Raw genomic sequence first — 19,784 nt, forward strand, 5'->3', positions numbered from 1 at the left:
CCACGCGGTCGACCACCTAAGATGAGCGATCGTGTCGTCGCATGTGCCCAGGAGCCCTCGTCCCCATTTCATCGTCTGCGGCGACAATCCGCTCGCCCAGCGTCTGGTCGAGGAGTTGACCGTGCGGCTGGGGGAGGAGGTCGTGGTCATCCTCCCGTCTGCGCAGCGCGGTCGGGGCAAGCGGATCGCGGCCATGCCCGGCGTCCGGGTCGTGGAGTCCGAGGAGGTGTCCGACGAGGCGTTCGAGGCGGCCGGGCTGGCCGGCGCCCGTGCGCTGGCCCTGGTCGACCAGGACGACCTGGGCAACATCCACGCCGCGTTGCGGGCCGGCGAGACCCGGCCGGACATCCGGCTGGTGATCCGGATGTTCAACACGGGGCTGGGCAACGAGATCCGCACGCTGTTCGCGGACTGCGCGATGCTGTCGGACTCGCGGATGGCCGCCCCCTGGTTCGTGGCGGCCGCGCTGGGGGAGCTGGCGCCCAGCCATGTGCGGCTGCCTGGCCGGACGCTGTACGTCGCCCGTCGCGACGAGGTGGCCCCGGCCGCGGTGATCTGCGGGATCGCCGACACCGAGCACGGCGGCCAGGCGCGGCTGCTGCCGCCGGAGGAAGGCGCGGCGGACCTCGTGCTGGCGGTGGCCGACCCCGCCGCCACCGATCCGTTGCAGCGGCACCGCCGGTGGCGCAACCCGGTGACCAGGCTGCTGGACTGGATTCGGACGATCAACCGCCCACTGGTGATCGCCTTCGTCGTCACGGCCTGCCTGTTGGTGGTCAGCACCATCCTGTTCGCCACCGTCGGCGGCAACAACCTGTCGGACGCGCTGTACCTGACGGTCCTGGACGCGGCCGGTGCGGCCCAGCCCGACATCACGTTGGCCGGTCCCAACAAAATCATTCAGGTGTTGGACACGCTGTTGGGGATCGTGCTGATCCCGGTGATCACCGCGGCCGTGGTCGGCGGCGTGGTCACCGCGCAGCTGTCGGACCGCCTCGGCACCAGGCGGGCGCCGATTCGCGACCACATGGTGGTGGTCGGCCTGGGCAACATCGGCTCCCGGGTGGTCGGCCAGCTGCGGGATCTGGGCATGCCGGTGGTGTGCGTGGAGCGCGACGCGACCGCGCCCGGGGTCGCGCTGGCCCGCCGGCTCGGCGCGTCGGTGATCCTGGGCGACGCCGCGCGGGAGGACACGCTGCGTTCGGCCTCGGTCGGCACGGCCCAGGCCCTGTTGGCCGTGACCAGCGATGACGTGACCAACCTCCAGGTCGCCCTGCACAGTCGCCGGCTGCGGTCCGAACTGCGGACCGTGCTGCGGCTGTTCGACGGGGACCTGGCCGAGCGGGTCCAGCGCACGTTCGGCATCGGCGGCTCCCGCAGCGTGTCCTCGCTCGTGGCCCCGGTGTTCGCCGCCACCATGCTGGAACGGCAGGTGATCGACACCATCGTCGTGGGCCGGCGGGTGCTGCTGATCGCCGAGATCCCGCTGGCAGCCGGGGCCGAGCTGATCGGCCAGCGGCTGGGCGAGGTCAACGAGTTCGGCGAGGCCCGGGTGCTGGCGCTACGGGGGCCGGACACGTCGTTGCTGGACTGGCAGCCGGACCTGGACCACGTGCTGGTCGAGGGTGATCGGGTGCTGGTCGTGACCACCCGCACCGGCATGGGCAACGTGTTCAGCAGCAGCAGCATGCCGGCCGTCTCCGGCTAGTCAGGCCGCCCATCGCGACGTAGGTGAGCTTTCCTCGGCGATTTCCGAATTTCGCGGTTCAGCGGGTTTGCGGCGCAGTGTCCGAGCGATCCCGATGGCGACGGTCACCGCCGTCGTGCCGGCGGCCAGCGGGAAGTTGTCGATCACGGGCGTGCCGGCGGCGAGCACGCGTGCCGGCAGGGAGTCGTGTGCCGGCAGCCAGAGCAGCACCACCGGCAGAACCACACCGACGAGGATGAGCGGCGGCTGGAACATCGGCCCGAACATGTGACTGCGCCGCGCCACGCAGACCGCGGCGACGCAACCGATTCCGAAGGATGTCTGGCAGATTTCGCCGATGCTGTGGTTGATTCGCATGTCGACCACCGTGCCGACGGCGCTGATGCTAACGGTCAACAGGATCGCGGCCCACCACGGCCAGCCGCGGTCGGATGTCGACGCCGTTGCGGCGGGTTGGCCCGAATCGGTCGGTTTGTGTGCCCGCATCCGGCACCTCCCGTGTCGTCTCCCGCACTCGGCCGGCAACTCTAGCGGTGTGGTGGAAGCCCAGTGTCCGGAAGGGACGAGCGTGTGTGCAACCATTCCCCGCCGCAGTGCGTATAACCCGCGGCGCAGTGGGTTCGACCGGGCATGGAGGGTGTGCATGGGGCGCGAGCAGAGGCCGCGGTGGCCGGTGATCGTCCGTCGCACCGCGCTGGGCGTGGTGTCGGTGCTGGTGCTGTCGGTGACCGGCTACGCCTGGACGTTCTACCGCGACTTCAGCACCGGTCTGACCACCTCGTCCGCGCTCAATGGCGACGAGCCGAAGTCGAAGGATGGCGCCACCAACATCCTGATCATGGGCCTGGACAGCCGGCTGGACCAGAACGGCAACCCGCTGCCCAAGGCGATCTACGACCAGTTGCACGCCGGGGACGACAGCAACGGCGGTTACAACACCAATGTGATGATGGTGCTGCATGTCCCGAATGACGGCAGCAAGGCGACCTTGATCTCCATTCCCCGGGACGACTACGCCACCCTGGTCGGCGCGCCGGACGGGATCGCGAAGGAGAAGATCAAGCAGGGCTACGGTCTGGCCAAGGACGCCAAGGAGAAGCAGCTCGCCGCGCAGGGCGTCAGCGACCGGGCCACCCTGGAGCAGCAGGGCCGCGAGGCCGGGCGCAAGCAGACCGTGGACGACGCGCGAGCGTTCCTCGGCGGCATCCCGATCGACCACTTCGTCGAGGTCACCCTGGTCGGGTTCTACGACCTGGCGCAGGCGCTCGGATCGATCACGGTGTGCCTGCAGGGCCCGACCCAGGACAGCTTCTCCGGCGCGAACTTCCAGAAGGGCGTGCAGCAACTGAATGCCGCTCAGGCGCTGGCGTTCGTGCGGCAGCGCCGGGACTACGTGCACCCGGAGCTGAACTTCACCGACCTGGATCGGGAACGCCGCCAGCAGGCGTTCCTCGCGTCGGCCTCGCAGCAGCTCAAGAGCGCGGGCACGCTGGCCGACCCGGCCAAGATGTCGGCGCTGGTGGACGCGGCCAAGAAGGACATCGTGTTCGACAGCGGCTTCGACCTGCTCTCGTTCATCCAGCAGTCCAGCTCGCTGGTCGGCGGCGGCGTCACCTACGTCACGCTGCCGATCAAGACCTTCGGCCAGATCAACGGCGAGGACGTCAACCTGGTCGACCTCAACCAGATCCGCACCATGGTCCGCACGCTCGTCGGCGGCACGCCGCCACCGCCGACCACGCTGCCCGCGGTGACGGTGAACGTGGTGAACGCGAACGGTCAGGCCGGGCTGGCCGGCGACCTGGAGGCGGCCTTGGTCGGCAAGGGCGCGGTCAAGGGTGTGGCGAGCAGCGGCCGGTCGATGCTGTCGCAGAGCACGGTGTACTACGGGACCGGCGGGGCGGACGCGGCCAACGCGGTGGGCACCATGCTCGGCATCGATGATGTCGAATCGGACACCAACGTGGCCGCTGGCACGGTGCGAGTCGTGGTGGGCACGGACTTCTCCATGCCCGCGGCGCTGACGGCGCCGACGTCAACCGCGCCGACCTCGGCGGCACCGCCCGCGCCATCCAGCTCCACCGCCCCGCCGGCGACGAGCAGCAGCGCGTCCGGGCCGATGGATGCCTTGCAGGGCGGCAGTGTGCCCTGCGTGAAGTGATCAGTCCTTTGGTTCGGCGTCTGGTGGGGGAATGACAGATGGACAATCCGGTTGAGGGCGGCACGCCACGGCGTCGAGTGCTGCGGTCGTTGGCGATCAGCCTCGGCACCGCCGTGGCCCTTCCCGTGACCGCGGCGTGCGCCAATACCTCCCACCATGACACCGCCGCTGACCCGACCTCGGCGCCCGCCGCCGGAGGCACTGCCGTTGATGTGATCATGATCATTCGTCATGCCGAGAAGCCCACGGGCAACGCGGCCCCGTTCGGGATCACCGCGGACGGCCAGCAGGATCCGGAGTCGTTGACTGTTCGCGGCTGGAACCGGGCCGGGGCGCTGACCGACCTGTTCGCCCCGGCCGCGGGGCCGATGCGGTCGGGCCTGTTCACACCGACCACGGTGTGGGCGTCCAACCCGGGCGGCGACGGGAGCAAGCGTCCACAGCAGACAGTCACGCCGCTGGCCGCGAAACTGGGTGTGCAGGTCAACATCAAGTTCAAGAAGGGCCAGGAGTCGGCGCTGGCCGCCGAACTCGACGGCCGGCACGGCGTCACCCTCGTCGCCTGGCAGCACGAGGCCATTCCCGCCATCGTCGAGCGCCTGCGCGGCGTGACACCGGCCGCCCCCACCTCGTGGCCGGACGACCGGTTCGACGTGGTGTGGGTGTTCACCCGCGACGGCGGCGGCTGGCGGTTCGCTCAGGTTCCCCAGATGCTGCTCGGCGGCGATTCGGACAAGCCCATCGGCTGACCCCGAATGAGGGTTGTTCATGAATCCTGGTGGCGGCCTGCTGTTCACGTTGGTGTGACGAGTCGCCGGTGGTGGCCGCGGATCCGCTCCGGTAGCGTCGCCGACGTGCGTCGACGTTTTGACAGTGAGACAACTCTGTCCTGGATGCTTTCCGGGCTTGCCGGGATGGTCGGGGCGACGGCGTTCACGCACAGCTCCGGCTATTTCGTCACGTTCATGACGGGCAATACCGAGCGATCGGTTCTCGGTTATTTCACCGGCACGCCCCATCTGGCTCTGGCGGCGACGCTGCTGATCGTCGCGTTCCTCGTCGGCGTCGTGGTCGCCTCGCTGCTGCGCCGCCATCTGTGGGAGCGTCACGCGCACGGCGCCTGCGTGCTGACCACGCTGGCGTTGGTGCTGGCGACCGCGGTGGACTTGGAGGTGAACGGCTGGACCGGGCGTGAGGTGACGTTCCCGCCCATTCTGCTGATCTCGTTCGGCATGGGGGCGCTGAACGTCTCGTTCGTGCGCAACGGCGAGGTGTCCATTCCGCTCAGCTACGTGACGGGAACCCTGGTGAAACTCGGCCAAGGTATCGAACGGCACCTCAGCGGAGGCACTGTCTTCGAATGGCTCGGTTACGCCCTCGTGTACCTCTCGTTCATTGTCGGGGCGGTGGTCGGCGGGTTTCTCGCTCTGGTGACCAGTGGCGCCCAGCTGCTGTTGGCGACGACCGTGGTGTGCGCTGTTGTCAGCGCCTACACGTACTTCCACATCGATCGGGCGCGGGCCGAGGTCGGCTGAGACGTAGCGGCTGCGTCGCGAAGCGGGCAGGTATCGTGGTGTTCGTGACGACCGGTGTGGGATGTGGCGACGTTCTATGAGCGATGACGTGCTGGAGCGGGAATGCGTGGCGGACCTGGTCCGGCAGCAACCGAAGTTCTTGCAGCTGTACAAGTTCGCCATCGACGAGCTCATGACCAAGCTCCGGATCCTGAGCGAGGAATTCGACCTCGCGCACCGGCATGACCCGATCGAGCACATCACCAGCCGGGTCAAGCGCCCCGAGGCGATCGAGGCCAAGGTGCGCCGGCGCGGACTGGCCACGGACCTGGCGGCGATCGCCGAGGGCCTCGACGACGTGGCCGGGATCCGGGTGGTGTGCCCGTTCGTCTCGGACGTGTACAACGTGGCCGAGATGCTCACCCGCCAGGATGACGTGGAACTGTTGCGCCGCAAGGACTACATCGCGGCCCCGAAGGACAACGGCTACCGCAGCCTGCACCTGATCGCGCGCATCCCGGTGTTCTTGTCCGACCGTGTCGAGAAGGTCAAGGTCGAGGTGCAGCTGCGCACCATCGCGATGGACTTCTGGGCGACCCTGGAACACAAGCTCTTCTACAAGTACGAGAGCCAGGTCCCGGCCGACTTCGCCACCGAACTGGCGGACGCGGCCGTGCTCGCCGCCCACCTCGACTCCCGCATGGAGAACCTGCACCAGCGCCTCCACTGACCGGCCGGCGCCCGTACGACGACGACCTGGCTGAGGCCGTCAGCTGGGGCGGTTCTCCTCCAGCACCAGGATCGCGCCCTCGGTGTCCCCGTTGCGGCCCCGCAGCGGGCTCGCCACGACCCGCACCGACACTGTGCGGCCGCGCCGGTTGACCGCGGCGATCGTGACCTCCCCGGTCGAGTCCGCGTCCACCAGCGCGTTGCGCACCAGCGGCCGCAGGTCCGCGAGCGGCAGGCCGATGTCGAGGTTGAGCAGGTGCTGCCCGTCCGCCTCGTCCCGGCGCAGCCCCCACATCTCCTCCGAGACGCGGTTCCACACGATGACCCGCATCTCCGGGTCCACCACGATGACGCCTGACCGCAGTGAGGTGAGAATCGACTCCAGGAAGCTGTTGAGGTCGTCCAGCTCCACCGACCGCTCGCTGAGCCGGTCGTTGATGGTCTGGAGCTCGTCGTTGGTCGACTGGAGCTCCTCGTTTATCGTCTCCAGCTCCTCGTTGGTGGACTGGAGCTCCTCGTTGGTGGTCTCCAGCTCCTCCACGGTGGACTGGAGCTCCTCGTTGGTGGTCTCCAGCTCCTCGTTGGTGGACTGGAGCTCCTCGTAGGCCGACTCCAGCTGCCGGTTGGCGTGCTCCAGCTCGTCCAGCAGCCGCCGCGCCGCGCTGACGTCGTGGAACACCACCGAGACGCCGAGCAGCTCCCGTTCGCTGAGCAGCGGATTGAGGCGGACGTCGAGCCAGATGACGTCGTTGGGCCCGCGCTGCCACTCGACGTCCCGTAGCCGCAGCGGGCGGTGTTCCACCTTCGCCCGCTCCAGCTGGGCGCGCAGCTCCACCGGGCGGTAGGACAGCTCCAGGTCGCGCAGCGGGCGCCCGATGTCCCTCGGGGTGAGCCCGAACAGCTCCTCGGCCTGGTGGTTGATCAGCGCGATCTCGTCATCCGTGTTGATCACGACCTGGGCCACCGGCCCGGCCGAGAAGGCCTGCTCGCGCAGCTCGTCGGTGGGGTTGTGGCCCGACCTCCGGGCCGGCGACACCGGGTGGGCGAACAGCGTGCCCTGGGCGACGCCGTGCGTGGGCACCTTGCGGAACAGCCGGCGCTTGAGGTCGAGCGGGGTGAACAGGTTGTCGTAGCTGAGCAGCATCTCGGCCTTGCCCAGGAAGAGCACGCCGTTGGGCAGCAGCGCGAAGTTCAACCGGGCCAGGATCTTGGCCTGGGTCTCGGCGTTGAAGTACATCAGCGTGTTGCGGCACACCAGCAGGTGGATCCGGGAGATCGGCGCGTCCTGGACGAGGTCGTTGCGGCCGAAGATCACCGAGCGGCGCAGGTCCTGCCGGAACACGTAGCGGCTGCCCTGGTGCTCGAAGTAGCGCTCGAGCAGATCCGCCGGCACGCCCTCGACCTCGCGCTCACCGTAGTTGGCCTGCCGGGCCTGGGCCAGCGCCTCCTCGTCAACGTCGGTGGCGTAGATCTTCACCCGGTGCCGGAAGCCCTCCACGCCGAGCGCCTCGGTGAGCAGGATGGCCAGGCTGTACGCCTCCTCGCCAGACGCGCAGCCCGCGCTCCACACCCGGATCGGTGACTCCGGCTCCAGCTCGGCCAGCAGCTGCGGCAGCACCTCGTCGCGCAGGTGCTGCCAGGCCTCGGGGTCGCGCAGGAAGCTGGTGACGTTGATCAGCAGCACGTTGAACAGCGCGGCGAACTCGTCGGCGTTCACCTGCAGGTGGTCGATGTACTCGCCGTAGTCGTCGATGCCCACCTGAGCCATGCGCCGCCGCACCCGCCGCGAGAGGCTGGTGCGCTTGTACCCGGTGAAGTCGAAACCGCGAGTCTCCTTGAGGTACAGCAGCACCGACTCGAACCCCGCGTCCGTGCTTTCGTCGGCAGTTGTGTCCACCACGACACCGAACCGTACTCGGCCCGCGGGATCAGTCGTCGGCCGCCACGGCGAGCACGGCCCACACCACCTTGCCGCCGTCCCAGGTGGGGGCCGTGCCCCAGGCCTTCGACAAGGCCTGCACGATGAAGACACCCCGGCCATCCGTCGCGGCGGCGTCCGGGTCCGGTCGCGGCGGCGGCGTGCCGCTGGCGTCCCGCACCGCCAGGGTGAGCAGCCCGCGGCGCAGCTCCAGCCGGAGCTTGGCGGCCGAGCGGCCGTGCACGATGGCGTTCTCCACGAGTTCGGACACGATCAGGCGCGCGTCGTCAGCGACCGTGTCGAGCTGCCACTTCCGCAGGGTGTCGGTGACGAAACGGCGGGCAGCCGCCGGACTGCCGGTGGCCAGCGGCAGTTCCAGCGTGGCGAGCTGGCGGGCGGGATTGCCGTCCAGCGCGCGCACGGCCTCCGCCACCAGCGGGAACGTCGGCACGAAGCGGTCGACGGCGCTGCGCCGCAGCAGCTCCCGGGTGTAGCCGGGCCGGGAGACCAGCGCGAGTTGGAGACCGGGCCAGTCGTTGGCCTTGCGCGCCACCACGCCGAACACGCTCAGGGCGAGCGGTGTGATCACGGTCACGCGGTCAAGCTGCGCGATGACCCCGGACGGCTCGTCGGCGACGCACTTGAGCAGGGCGTTGCGCACGGCGGCCACATGGGCCAGGCCCAGCTCACCCGCCAGTTGGACGAGCACTGCCCGCCCCCGGGAGCTGACGTCGATGTCAAGGGCCCGTCGTGGGCTCACAGCGTCGCCTCCTCGCCGGTGGGCAGCACGTCGGCCCGGATGAACTCGCGCAGCACGTCCGCGGCCTGCGCGGCCTCGGCGACCGACGCCGCGTATCGCTTCGCGACCAGACCGTTGCCCCGCTCCACCGCGGTCTGCTCCATCCGCCGGCCCAGGGTGATTTTCTCGTCTAGCGTGCGCAGCGCGGTCCACAGCGCCCGTTCCAGCTGCCCGTCCTTCCGTTCGGCCAGGGCCTCCAGGCTCCAGGCGTGCCCGACGCGGCACCGGTACCTCCGTGTGCCCGGCACGGTCATCAGGCTCCCGTCGCAGTCCGGGCAGGTGAAGCCCGACGGATCGCCCATGGTATCCATGTTGGGGCGGCCTTCCTTGAGTCCGTGCGCGGCGATGTCCGCCTCGACCAGATCGAGGGGGGACATCGTGTTCGCCGGTCCGGCGGCCACCGGTTCGGCGATGAGCTTGGTGAGCACCTCGGCCAGTTCCGCCACCGGCGCGACCCGGGCTGTGGGCACCTCACGCAGCGCGTTCTCCGGCATCCCCGGGCAGAGGGCGTCGGCCGGGTCCTGCACGACCGCGGCCCCGCCGCGGGCGACGATCGACGTCAGGCCGGAGGCGCCGTCGTCGAGGGCGCCGGACAGCACGACGCCGATGGCCCGTGGCCCGACCGCTCGGGCCGTGGACCGGAACAGAGCGTCCACTGCTGGCCGGTGTCCGTTCTCCGCCGGCCCTCTCGACAGACCCATCAAGTCATCGAGGACCAGCAGGTGGTGGTCGGGGATGGCGGTGTAGACGTGGCCGTGGCGCAGCGGCGCGCCGTGCGACGCCGGCCGCGCCGGCAGCAGGCCGGCGCGGTTGAGGATCGCCGGCAGCGCGCTCGTGCAGCCGCTGGGCATGTGCAGCACCACCAGCACCGCGGCGGCCAGATCCGCGGGCAGCGTCGCCAGCAGCCCCCGCAGCGACTCGACTCCGCCGGCGGACGCGCCGACCACGACCACGTCGCGGTGCTGCGGCAATTCCGTCACCTTCTTCGGTGGCTCGTCCCCCGGATCGGAGGTTACCCCTGGTTAGGGAGCCTGACACCTAGCTGGGAACCGTGCGCGTCCGAGACCACAGGTCCTCGACCGGCCGGGCACGGCCCTTCTGCTCCTCATGGCAGTGGTCTTCCCCTTCCGCGACGGGTGAAACGGCGCACGAGGATTTCTCCAGCGCGAGGTGCGGCCCGCCGCAGCATTTCGAGTCGGTGGACGCCTACGAGTCCAAAGTGGACGCGCTGGCCGCCGCTGGCGCCGTCCTCGACCGGGGCATGATCTATTGGGACGTCCGGCTTTCCGTGCACCAGCCGACTGTGGAGGTGCGCGTCGCCGACGTGCTCCTGACCCCGGTGGTCCCGTGCGGCCCTGGCTACCTTCTCCGCTCCGGCTCAAACCTGTCGCCGGGAACTGCGCCTGCGCCGATCAGGTGACGTGCGGATTGAGCCGGCCTGCGCCGGGTACTGCCGGCGGGCCCAGGTTGGCCCGGCGGCGGAGGAGTGGACGTGACTGCGCACAGGATTCCCGCGGCGGCGGCCGGACGGGACGGTCCACGGTGGGCCGAGCTGGACGAACTGGCCCGCGCCGAGCAGGCGATGGCCGACGGCTGTCCGAGTGTCGACCAGGAGTTGCTGCTGATGTCCGTGGGAAGCAAGGCGCATCTGGCCCGTCGGCACCGGTCGATCGCCAGGCCGCGCCGGCACGGGCCGCTCGTCCGGTGGCTGCGCCGGTTCCGGGTGGCTCGGTGACGGGTGCCGGCCCGGGCGGAGGCCGGCGGTGATCGTCACTGGTGGTAGAAGTGCACGTTGCTCCACTGCACGGCGATCGGGCCCTTGCCGCTGGCGGTGCGGTAGGCGCCGAACTTGTCGTAGAACGTGCCGCCGGGGCTGGACTCCGTGTACTTCAGGCTGCCGTTGATGTACACCTGGATCGTCTTGCCGGGGGTGTGCACGGTGTCCACGGTCACCGGCGTGCCGACGGTCGCGCCGGTGGCGATGGTCTTCTGGTTCTCCACCGAGTACAGGCGGCCGCCGTTCTCCACGGCCAGCAGGAAGTACGGGCCCTGCGTGCCGTGGAAGGTCTGCTTGAGGCTGATCCGCGAGCCGCTCTGGCTGGTGATGCGGAACGTGCCCTCGAACTTGCGCGGTCCGTCGCTGTAGTCGGCGTACCGGCGTTCGGCCCGGTCGTGCGAGGCGCCGGACTGCGAACAGGTCAGCTGGAACGTGAGGTCGTCGACCTTGCCGCAGCCCTCCTGCTGCACCTTGAAGCTCGGCGAGTACTCGATCCAGGTCGCGGCCGGCGTCTGCGCCGAGGCCGCGGGCGCGATCATCAGCGCCGCCCCGCAGACGGCGCCGCACAGGGCGGCCGTGGTGCGTATCCGAGACATGTGCGCTCCTGGTGTCCAGGTGGCTGTAAACGTTTTCAATCTGGTTGTACCACAGTGTCGGGACTGGTGATTCGGCCGTCCGGTGTAGCCCGACGACGATTCGACGGCCTGCTCTGCCGGTGGCTTGCGCCGCCCGCACCCGCTGCTCCCTGGTCGTCGCCACGCCGGTGTCGTCGGGACGCAGCCGCAGGAAGGTGCTGCGACCGTGAGGTTTGAACCACGCGCCGCCGGGGTACACGCGCGCGTGCGCGCCCGAGCGGCGGCACGATGTCGGTGTGAGCGGATGCAGCGCGGAGGAACCGGAGGCAGGGGTGGCGACCGTCGTCGTTGAGCGGCTGGCTGAGGACCACTCGGCGGTGCTGCGCCCGATGGAGCTGACCGGCCTGACCGAGGACCTCGTGAGCTGTACCAGCCTGAGGGCGGCCCTCGGCGGATGAACGGCGTCGAACCACCGTGGAGATGGCAGGGGCTGGCCAAGGTCGAGCAGCTGACCGGTATCCGCCGTGACATCGAGCAGTGGACGGAGCGGGCCCGGCTGTCCGCGGACCTGTCACAGACGGTGGCGCTGGCGGTGTACGAGGCGATGGCCAACGTCGTGGAGCACGCCTACCGCGATGACGGGCCGGGCACGCTCGACGTCGAGATCCGGCATGACGGCGACGCCGTGGTCGTGACCGTGGGCGACGAGGGCCACTGGCACGTGAGCACGCCGGCCGAGCGGCTGCACCGGGGCCGCGGCCTGGAGCTGATCGAGCGCCTGACCGAACAGGTGTCGGTGATGCCCTCGCCCACCGGCACGACCGTGTGCATGCGCTGGCCGATCGCGGTCGTGCCGGCCCGCCCGGACGACGCGGCGCGGCTGCGGTTCCTGGAGGCGATGGCTGACGTCGTGCTGGCTCGGCTGGACACGGACGCGGTGCTCCGCGAGCTGCTGACCCGCGTGCACGACCTGCTGCGGGTGGACACGGTGGCGGTGCTGGTCCACGACGGCCACGCCGGCCACCTGGCGACCGGTGTCGCCGTCGGCCTTGAGGACCGGTTCGGCCGTCCGACGCGAATCCGGCCCGGCGACGGGCTGGCCGGCCGGGCGGCGGCGACCATGCGGGCGGCGGCCACCGACCGGGTGGACGCCACGGCCTTCGAGGCGGATCGCCTGCTGGACAACGGCGTTCGGGCCATGGCCGCCGCGCCCATGGTGGCCGGCGGTGCGCTCGTCGGTGTGCTGCGGGTGGGCGCGCGGGATGACCGGACGTTCACCGACGATGATCTGGGTCTGCTTCAGGTCGCTGCTGACCGGTTGGCGCTGGCTGTGCAGGCGCATGCGTCTGATGCGGAGAGCGCTGCGACGACTGCGTTGCAGCGCAGCTTGTTGCCCAGTCGTCTGCCGGCGGTTGCCGGGCTTGATTTCGCGGGTCGTTATGCGCCGGGTGCGGAGTTGGGGGTCGGTGGTGACTGGTATGACGTGTTTTCGTTGTCGGATGGTCGGATTGGCATTGTCATCGGTGACGTGGCCGGGCATGGTTTTCCTGCTGCGGTGGTGATGGGTCGGCTGCGGAGTGCTCTTCGGGCGTATGCGTTGGACAACGATGCTCCGGAGGTGGTGTTGGACAAGTTGGACCGCAAGGCCAGTCATTTTGAGGCTGGTGTGATGGCCACGGTGGCGTATGCCGTGGTTGAGCCGGCTGCTGGTCGGTTGACGTTGTGCCTGGCCGGGCATCTGCGTCCGGTGCTGGCTGTGCCCGGTTGTCGGGGCGAGTTCGTGGACGTCCCTGTTGATCCGCCCATCGGCTTCGCCCTGCGGGGTCGGCCCCGTCGTGGCCGGGTCGTCGACATTCCGCCCGGCGCCACGGTGTGCTTCTACACCGATGGACTGGTGGAGCGTCGGGATCGTCCCATCGATGTCGGCTTGTCCGAGCTGTTGGACGCCGTTGCCGCCGTGCCGTCGGAGACGGTGTGCGCCGAGCTCATGGCGGAGTTCGTCGAGGGGCAGGCCACCGCTGACGATGTCGCCCTGCTTGTCGTGCACCGCAAGGGCGCTGTTTAGCGGTCATGGCGGTTGCCGGGCGCCGTCCACGGTGGACGCCGTGATCGCCGGCAGCCCTCGACCGTGGCCGGGATCTTGACGAACAGGTTGTCCCGGCGGACTGTTCGCCACAGCGAGTGCGCCATCGACGGGGCCCGCCAAACCTTCCTTCTGACTGGCCTCTGTCCAACGTCAACGGGACGAGCCCGCGCGGTCCGGCACCTGGGACGCGTGGCTCGACGGTTACACCCACACCGACACCCTGACCCAGTCGGTGACCATCCCGGCCGGCTGTCAAGGCCGGCGCCACCACGGTGGCCACGTTCTCCAACTTGGACAAGAACTCCGGCTACGCGCAGCAGACGTTCGACGTCTCCTCGCTGGCCGGGCAGACCATCACGGTCAGCTTCTCCGGTACCGAGGATTCCTCGCCACAGACCTCTTTTGTCCTCGACGACACCGCGCTCAACGTCGCGCGGACGGTCCTTATCGGACGATGAGCACGGGGCAAGGTGCGTGGTACAGGGCGGTCCTGGTGACGGTGCCGATGGGGTGCCGAGGGGACTGGCCGGTGGCCAGCACGACGAGGTCGGTGTCGATGAGGCGCTGCACTGTCTCGTGGGGCAGTTGCCGCGCGAGGGTGAACGAGGCGCGGACGGCCAGGGCGAGCGACTTGAGTTGGAGTTCGGCGATGTGCAGGACGTCTTCGGGAGCGGGCTCCAGACGGAGTTCGTCGGGGGCGGCGTGCACGACGCGGAGGCGGGCGCGGCGGGAGGCGGCGAACTCGGCGGCGTGGCGGAGGACGAGAGTGTCGTCGGGGCCGCCGCTGATCATGGCGGTGACGCGCCGGTGGTCGCCGTGGACGGCGGGGGGAGTGCCGCGGACGACGAGGACGTCGCACCGGGCGCCGGTGAGGACGGGGATGACGAGGTCGCCGAGGCCGAAGTGGCGGTGGCCGCGGCAGCCGAGGACAAGCAGGGAGCTGTCGGCGCTGGCGGTGGTGAGGTCGACGACGGGTGCGGCGCCGACGGGGCGGGACATGATGGGCAGCAGCGGGTAGAGCCGGTGGGCGTGGCTGAGACCGAGGTCGGTCGGGACGTCGGAGGGGACTTCGTCGCGGGCCCGCAGGACGCGCAGCGAGGCCCCGCGCGACCAGGCGTGGCAGGCGGCCCAGTCGAGGGCCAGGCCGCCCCAGTACGAACCGTCGACGCCAACGGTCACCGCCTTGGCGGGCCTGGTCTGGACGGGGCGGATGTCGTGCAGCGGGGCGGCGGCGGGCATCGGGTCCTCCTCGGGTGTGCACCAACCGTCGCGCAGGCCTCTGACCTGCGACAGGGACCGTCGTAAGGACGGCACGGGGCCGAAAGACCCCGGTGGTTCGGGTCCGCCGCCTGCGGCCCGCGCCTGGAGGGACCGGCGACTGTGGAGCTGAATCGAGAGCAGCGACCACGGGAGCATCGATGATCACCGCAGGCTCGATCGAGCAGCAGCCGACCACGCGTTGGGTGCAGCGCCTGGACGCCTGGTGGCGCGCGGCGAACTACCTGTCCGTCGGCCAGATCTACCTGCTGGACAACCCGCTGCTGCGGGAGCCGTTGCAGCCCGGGCACGTCAAGCCGCGACTGCTCGGGCACTGGGGGACCGTGCCCGGCCTGACCCTGACCTACGCCCACCTGTCGCGCATGATCATGCGGCACAGGCTGGACCTCATGCTGGTGACCGGACCCGGTCACGGCGCGGCCGGCCTGAACGCGGCAGCCTGGCTGGAGGGCACGTACTCGGAGTGCTACCCGGAGATCGCCCAGGACGAGGACGGCATGCGCCGCCTGTTCCGGCAGTTCTCCTTTCCCGGCGGCGTGCCCAGCCACGCCTCGGCGCACCTGCCGGGTTCCGTCCACGAGGGCGGCGAGCTCGGCTACTCCCTGGCTCACGCGACCGGCGCGGCGCTGGACAACCCGGGCCTGATCGCGGCCTGCGTGATCGGCGACGGCGAGGCCGAGACCGGCCCGCTGGCGACCAGTTGGCACGCGACGGCCTTCCTGTCGCCGGAGCGGGACGGCGCGGTGCTGCCGATCCTGCACCTGAACGGTTACAAGATCGCCAACCCGGCGGTGCTGGCCCGGATGCCGCGCCACGAGCTGAACTCGTTGCTGATCGGGCACGGCTGGCGGCCGCTGGAGGTCGGCGGCAGCGACCCGCACGAGGTGCACGAGAGCTATTCGGACGCGCTGGAGAAGTGCGTGCTGGGCATCCAGGAGATCCAGGCCGCCGCCCGCCGCGGCTACGGCGGCCGGGACCGCAAGTGGCCGATGATCGTGCTGCGCACGCCGAAGGGCTGGACCGGTCCGCACGAGATCGACGGCAAGCAGGTGGAGGGCAGCTGGCGCGCGCACCAGGTGCCGTTCGCGGCGGTCCGTGAGAACGCCCACCACCTGGCCCGCCTGGAACAGTGGATGCAGTCCTACCGCCCGGAGGAGCTGTTCGAGCAGGACGGCTCGCCGGTGCCGATGATCCGCGACCACCGTCCACTCGGGACGGACCGGATCAGCGCGAAACCCGTTGCCCACGGCCAGGTCCAGCGCGACCTGCGGCTGCCGGATCCGGCCACCCACGCGGTGGACGTTCCCGCGCGGGGCGAAGTCGCCGCCGAGTCGACGCGGCAGCTGGGCAAGTACCTCCGCGACGCGGTGGAGCTGAATCCCCACAACCTGTTGCTGTTCGCCCCGGACGAGCACGCCTCCAACCGCCTGGACGCAGTCTTCGACGTGACCGGCCGCCGCTGGCAGCTGGAGACCGAGCCCGGCGACGACCACCTGGACCGCGACGGCCGGGTGCTGGAGGTGCTGTCCGAGCACCTGTGCCAGGGCTGGTTGGAGGGCTACCTGCTGACCGGCCGGCACGGCCTGCTGTCCAGCTACGAGGCGTTCGCGCACGTGGTGGACTCGATGGTCGCCCAGCACGCGAAGTGGTTGCACACCGCGGCGCGGATCCCGTGGCGGCGGCCGATCCCGAGCCTGAACTACCTGCTGACCTCGCACGTGTGGCGGCAGGACCACAACGGCGCCTCGCACCAGGATCCCGGCTTCGTCGACCACGTGCTGAACAAGCGGCCCGAGGTCGTGCGGGTCTACCTGCCGCCGGACGCCAACTGCCTGCTGGCGGTGGCCGATCACTGCCTGCGCAGCCACGGCCTGGTCAACGTGATCGTCTCCGGCAAGCAGCCGGCGTTGCAGTACCTGACCGCCGACGAGGCGGCGGCGCACTGCGAGCAGGGCCTGGGCGTGTGGCGCTGGGCCAGCACGGATGCCGACGGGGACACCGACGTGGTGCTGGCCTGTGCCGGCGACGTGCCGACGCAGGAGACGCTGGCCGCGGTGCAGGTGCTCAAGGAGTTCGTGCCGGACCTGCGGATCCGCGTGGTCAACGTGGTCAACCTGGCCCGGCTGGCCGCGCCCGGACAGCATCCGCACGGCATCGACGACAGGGCGTACCGGGAGATCTTCACCGACGCGCCGGTCATCTTCGCCTACCACGGCTACCCGTGGCTGATCCACCGGCTGACCTACCGCCGGCCCGGCCACGACGACATGCACGTGCACGGCTTCCATGAGAACGGCACCACCACGACGCCGTTCGACATGTGCGTGCTGAACGAGATCGACCGCTACCACCTGGCGCTGGCCGCGCTGGAGCGGGTGCCCCGCGTCGCCGGGCGGCTCGGGCATGTGCGGCAGCAGCTGCTGGAGCGGCTGGCCGTGCACCACGACCACATCCGGCGCACCGGCGAGGACCTGCCGGAGATCCGGAACTGGACGTGGACGCCATGAGCCGCGTGCTCACCGTGAACCCGGGATCGTCCAGCCTGAAGGTGTCCGTTGTGGACAGTGGTGAGACGATCGGCGAGTGGGCCGTCCAGGACTGGGACGGGCTGCCGGATCCGGCCGCCGTCGAGGAGGTCGGCCCGGTGGATGCCGTCGCGCTGCGGTTCGTGCACGGCGGTGACCGACCCGGCCCGGTCGTGTTGGACGCCAAACAGGAGGAGAGCCTGCGGACGCTGGTCCCCATGGCGCCGATCCATCAGCCGCGATCCCTGTTGCTGGGCCGGGCGTTGCGGACCTGGTGGCCGGACACGCCGCTGGTGGCGTGCTTCGACACCAGCTTCCACACGCGCCTGCCGCCGGCGGCCTCGACCTACCCGATCCCGATGGAGTGGACGCGGAAGTACGGCGTTCGGCGGTACGGCTTCCACGGCCTGTCGTGCGCCAACGCGTTGCGCACGACCGCGGAGACGCTGGGGCGGCGCCCCGAGGGCGTGGCGATGATCTGCTGCCACCTCGGCTCCGGCGTCTCCGTCACGGCCATCGACGGCGGGCGCAGCGTCGACACGTCGATGGGCTTCACACCACTGGACGGCGTCCCGATGGCGACCCGGCCGGGCGCGCTCGACCCGGGTCTGCTGCTGTACCTGGCGCGGGAGATCCCGTTGCAGACGCTGGACAACGCGTTGAACCACCACAGTGGACTGGCCGGCCTGTCCGGCACGACCGGCGACCTGCGCGAGGTGCTCGCCGTCCGCGAGCAGGGCTGTCCCGAGGCGGACCTGGCCGTCCGCGTCTACCTGCACCGGCTGCGTCGGGAGATCGCGGCCGCCCGAACGTCCTTGCCACGACTGGACGCGCTGGTCCTCACCGGCGGCGTCGCGGAGCACCAGCCGGGCCTGCTCGACGAGCTGGCCGCCGGCCTGGAGTTCCTCGGTGTCGAGCCGACCGTGACGCCGGCCCGTGAGGACCTGGAGATGGCGAGGCAGACCGAGGAAACACTGAACTGAGGAGGAAACGATGTCCGTCAAGGAGCGTCCGACCGCCGGCCCGGCGCCGGTGGGCGCCCGCCCGGCCGCTCGCCAGTGGCTGGCCGTGCTGCGCATCGCCGTCGGCCTGGTCTTCCTGTGGGCGTTCGTGGACAAGCTGTTCGGATTCGGCTACGCGACGCCGGCCGCGCACTCGTGGCTGAACGGCGGCTCGCCGACCAAGGGCTTCCTGGGCAACGTCGACGTCGGCCCGTTCCAGTCGATGTTCCACGCCTGGGCCGGCGCCGTGTGGGCGGACTGGCTGTTCATGCTGGGCCTGCTCGGCATCGGCCTGGCCGTCACGCTCGGCGTGGCGCTGCGGATCTCCGCGGTGGCCGGCACGGTCATGCTGCTGATGATGTGGGCCGCCGAGTGGCCGCCGGACACCCTGACCGCCGCCGGCAAGGCCAGCGGCTCGACCAACCCGTTGATCGACTACCACATCGTCTACGCCCTCGTGCTCATCGTCGCCGCGCTGTTCGGCGCCGGCGCGACCTGGGGGCTGGGCCGGCAGTGGGAGAGGCTGGCCGTCGTGCGCGACACCCCGTGGCTGCGCTGACCGCCGGCCAGGCACCACCTGTGTGACCAGGGCCCGCACTCTGGTCACACAGCCATGTCCGCGAGAGAGTGGGGTACGGATGTTCGACGCCGCGGGTCTGGAGATCCTCGACCGCGCCGAGTGCGTGGCGCTGCTGACGACCGTGCCGCTGGGCCGGATCGTGTTCACCGACCTGGCGCTGCCGGCGGTGCTGCCGGTGAACTTCTCGGTGTGGGATGGATCGCTGCTGATCCGGACCGGTGCGGATGGCAAGCTGGCCGCGGCCACCCGCAACGCCGTGGTGGCGTTCGAGGTGGACGACATCGATCTGGACACCGGCAAGGGCTGGAGCGTGGTGGTGGTCGGCCGTTCCGGTGTCGTCGACCATCCCGCGGAGTTGGCCGAGGCGGCGCGGGCGGCGCCGCGGACCTGGGTCGGCGGCCGGGATCACCTGATTCGCATCGTGATCGGCACGATCAGCGGACGACGGGTCGCCCAGCTCCCGTCATTCTGACCGGGGCTCAGCCGACGGTCTTCGCGATGACATCGCGCATGGCTGGGGTGGGCTCCGACGGCCCGCCCCGGTCGCCCGCGTCCGGCGCCACTCGTTCGAGGGTGAGCGCCAGTCCCAGCGCCCGGTCGCGCACCGCGTTGACGGTAGCGCGAACGAGGCTGCCGGCCAGCTGGTTCTCCGCTGCCACGACGGTGCCACCGGGAACGATCGACAGACCGCCGATGTCGATGAGCTGGTTCAGCAGGTCGACATGCACGGCGCCCCAGGGCCGAACCAGGTGCTCGCCGGCGAGCCGTTCGAGGTGTGTGACGGCTTCGACGACGGTCACGTCGTAGAGGCGCATCAGCTTGGAGTCCCGCAGCTCCGCGGCGAACGCCGTCCGGGCCAGTGGTCGCGTCCGGTCCGGCTGGCGGTGCAGCCGCACGTTGATCTCGGCGGTGAACGGTCCCCGGTACGCCGGCACCCGCTCCTCCTCCGGATATCCGTGGAGTTCGCGGTCCGCCCAGTCGGCCAGTTCGGCCGAACCGATTCGGGTGGCGAGGGCCTCGACGGCCAACAGCACGTCGGCGGTGCTGGAATTCCGGCGCACGGCATGGATCAGCTTGTCCAGGAATCCCACAGGTCGAGTGTTGCCGTGCGCCGGTCACCATGGCATCGTCCG

Annotated in this window: 21 protein-coding genes; 14 read left to right on the forward strand and 7 right to left on the reverse strand. The window is 70.3% G+C overall.

Annotation, left to right across the window (positions count from 1 at the left end):
* The first annotated feature begins 31 nt into the window (after nucleotides 1-31).
* Nucleotides 32-1,708 (forward strand): potassium channel family protein, encoded by a 1,677-nt coding sequence (locus JJ691_RS08695; protein ID WP_211768256.1) that lies wholly within the window; start codon nucleotides 32-34, stop codon nucleotides 1,706-1,708.
* Here JJ691_RS08695 and JJ691_RS08700 read toward each other — a convergent pair whose 3' ends face one another.
* Nucleotides 1,709-2,194 (reverse strand): DUF6542 domain-containing protein, encoded by a 486-nt coding sequence (locus tag JJ691_RS08700; RefSeq protein WP_211768257.1) that lies wholly within the window; start codon nucleotides 2,192-2,194, stop codon nucleotides 1,709-1,711.
* A gap of 157 nt (nucleotides 2,195-2,351) precedes the next feature.
* On the opposite strand from JJ691_RS08700, the gene JJ691_RS08705 reads away from it, so the two are divergent.
* The 4 genes from JJ691_RS08705 (at nucleotide 2,352) to JJ691_RS08720 (ending at nucleotide 6,113) form a co-directional block, all read left to right on the forward strand.
* Entirely contained in the window at nucleotides 2,352-3,869 is a 1,518-nt protein-coding gene (locus JJ691_RS08705; RefSeq protein WP_249227786.1) for an LCP family protein, read from the forward strand.
* Nucleotides 3,870-3,907: 38 nt separating this feature from the next.
* Nucleotides 3,908-4,618 (forward strand): hypothetical protein, encoded by a 711-nt coding sequence (locus JJ691_RS08710; RefSeq protein WP_211768258.1) that lies wholly within the window; start codon nucleotides 3,908-3,910, stop codon nucleotides 4,616-4,618.
* Nucleotides 4,619-4,723: 105 nt separating this feature from the next.
* The gene (locus JJ691_RS08715) at nucleotides 4,724-5,404 is read left to right on the forward strand and encodes a YoaK family protein (protein ID WP_211768259.1); all 681 of its coding nucleotides are present in this window, start codon (nucleotides 4,724-4,726) and stop codon (nucleotides 5,402-5,404) included.
* 76 nt (nucleotides 5,405-5,480) lie between these two features.
* The gene (locus tag JJ691_RS08720) at nucleotides 5,481-6,113 is read left to right on the forward strand and encodes a GTP pyrophosphokinase (RefSeq protein WP_249227787.1); all 633 of its coding nucleotides are present in this window, start codon (nucleotides 5,481-5,483) and stop codon (nucleotides 6,111-6,113) included.
* 39 nt (nucleotides 6,114-6,152) lie between these two features.
* Here the strand turns inward: JJ691_RS08720 and JJ691_RS08725 are convergent, their stop codons facing one another.
* From JJ691_RS08725 to JJ691_RS08735, 3 genes are read right to left on the reverse strand one after another with little or no spacing between them, the layout of a single operon-like run.
* On the reverse strand, nucleotides 6,153-8,009 hold the full coding sequence (locus tag JJ691_RS08725; protein ID WP_249228205.1) for a CheR family methyltransferase: 1,857 nt from the start codon (nucleotides 8,007-8,009) through the stop codon (nucleotides 6,153-6,155).
* Between the two features lie 31 nt (nucleotides 8,010-8,040).
* A complete protein-coding gene (locus JJ691_RS08730; RefSeq protein WP_211768262.1) occupies nucleotides 8,041-8,790 on the reverse strand; it encodes an ATP-binding protein in 750 nt (249 codons plus the stop codon).
* Complete coding sequence (locus JJ691_RS08735; RefSeq protein WP_211768263.1) at nucleotides 8,787-9,800, reverse strand: chemotaxis protein CheB; 1,014 nt, start codon at nucleotides 9,798-9,800, stop codon at nucleotides 8,787-8,789. The genes JJ691_RS08730 and JJ691_RS08735 overlap by 4 nt, the downstream gene beginning before the upstream one ends.
* A gap of 227 nt (nucleotides 9,801-10,027) precedes the next feature.
* Between JJ691_RS08735 and JJ691_RS08740 the strand changes: the two genes are divergently transcribed.
* Both JJ691_RS08740 and JJ691_RS08745 read left to right on the forward strand, forming a co-directional pair.
* Nucleotides 10,028-10,249 (forward strand): hypothetical protein, encoded by a 222-nt coding sequence (locus JJ691_RS08740; protein WP_211768264.1) that lies wholly within the window; start codon nucleotides 10,028-10,030, stop codon nucleotides 10,247-10,249.
* Between the two features lie 72 nt (nucleotides 10,250-10,321).
* Nucleotides 10,322-10,564 (forward strand): hypothetical protein, encoded by a 243-nt coding sequence (locus JJ691_RS08745; RefSeq protein ID WP_211768265.1) that lies wholly within the window; start codon nucleotides 10,322-10,324, stop codon nucleotides 10,562-10,564.
* A gap of 35 nt (nucleotides 10,565-10,599) precedes the next feature.
* On the opposite strand, the gene JJ691_RS08750 is transcribed toward JJ691_RS08745, so the two are convergent.
* The gene (locus JJ691_RS08750; protein ID WP_211768266.1) at nucleotides 10,600-11,202 is read right to left on the reverse strand and encodes a hypothetical protein; all 603 of its coding nucleotides are present in this window, start codon (nucleotides 11,200-11,202) and stop codon (nucleotides 10,600-10,602) included.
* Nucleotides 11,203-11,477: 275 nt separating this feature from the next.
* Between JJ691_RS08750 and JJ691_RS08755 the strand changes: the two genes are divergently transcribed.
* From JJ691_RS08755 to JJ691_RS08765, 3 genes are all read left to right on the forward strand, one after another.
* Nucleotides 11,478-11,639, forward strand: coding sequence for a hypothetical protein (locus tag JJ691_RS08755; protein ID WP_211768267.1), 162 nt, complete (start codon nucleotides 11,478-11,480; stop codon nucleotides 11,637-11,639).
* Nucleotides 11,636-13,246 (forward strand): SpoIIE family protein phosphatase, encoded by a 1,611-nt coding sequence (locus JJ691_RS08760; protein WP_211768268.1) that lies wholly within the window; start codon nucleotides 11,636-11,638, stop codon nucleotides 13,244-13,246. The genes JJ691_RS08755 and JJ691_RS08760 overlap by 4 nt, the downstream gene beginning before the upstream one ends.
* 311 nt (nucleotides 13,247-13,557) lie before the next feature.
* Nucleotides 13,558-13,725: a hypothetical protein gene (locus JJ691_RS08765; protein WP_211768269.1), complete on the forward strand. Its 168-nt coding sequence runs from the start codon at nucleotides 13,558-13,560 to the stop codon at nucleotides 13,723-13,725.
* Here JJ691_RS08765 and JJ691_RS08770 read toward each other — a convergent pair.
* Entirely contained in the window at nucleotides 13,712-14,506 is a 795-nt protein-coding gene (locus JJ691_RS08770) for a universal stress protein (RefSeq protein ID WP_211768270.1), read from the reverse strand. The genes JJ691_RS08765 and JJ691_RS08770 overlap by 14 nt on opposite strands.
* 179 nt (nucleotides 14,507-14,685) lie before the next feature.
* On the opposite strand from JJ691_RS08770, the gene JJ691_RS08775 reads away from it, so the two are divergent.
* The 4 genes from JJ691_RS08775 (at nucleotide 14,686) to JJ691_RS08790 (ending at nucleotide 19,123) form a co-directional block, all read left to right on the forward strand.
* Nucleotides 14,686-17,052 (forward strand): phosphoketolase family protein, encoded by a 2,367-nt coding sequence (locus tag JJ691_RS08775; RefSeq protein ID WP_211768271.1) that lies wholly within the window; start codon nucleotides 14,686-14,688, stop codon nucleotides 17,050-17,052.
* Nucleotides 17,049-18,053: an acetate/propionate family kinase gene (locus tag JJ691_RS08780; RefSeq protein WP_211768272.1), complete on the forward strand. Its 1,005-nt coding sequence runs from the start codon at nucleotides 17,049-17,051 to the stop codon at nucleotides 18,051-18,053. The genes JJ691_RS08775 and JJ691_RS08780 overlap by 4 nt, the downstream gene beginning before the upstream one ends.
* Nucleotides 18,054-18,063: 10 nt before the next feature.
* On the forward strand, nucleotides 18,064-18,630 hold the full coding sequence (locus JJ691_RS08785; RefSeq protein WP_211768273.1) for a DoxX family membrane protein: 567 nt from the start codon (nucleotides 18,064-18,066) through the stop codon (nucleotides 18,628-18,630).
* Between the two features lie 79 nt (nucleotides 18,631-18,709).
* Nucleotides 18,710-19,123: a pyridoxamine 5'-phosphate oxidase family protein gene (locus tag JJ691_RS08790; protein ID WP_211768274.1), complete on the forward strand. Its 414-nt coding sequence runs from the start codon at nucleotides 18,710-18,712 to the stop codon at nucleotides 19,121-19,123.
* 7 nt (nucleotides 19,124-19,130) lie between these two features.
* Here JJ691_RS08790 and JJ691_RS08795 read toward each other — a convergent pair whose 3' ends face one another.
* Nucleotides 19,131-19,742 (reverse strand): AbiTii domain-containing protein, encoded by a 612-nt coding sequence (locus JJ691_RS08795; RefSeq protein ID WP_211768275.1) that lies wholly within the window; start codon nucleotides 19,740-19,742, stop codon nucleotides 19,131-19,133.
* Nucleotides 19,743-19,784: the final 42 nt, after the last annotated feature.

This window comes from Kutzneria sp. CA-103260 (assembly GCF_018263855.1).
Classification (GTDB): Bacteria; Actinomycetota; Actinomycetes; order Mycobacteriales; family Pseudonocardiaceae; genus Kutzneria.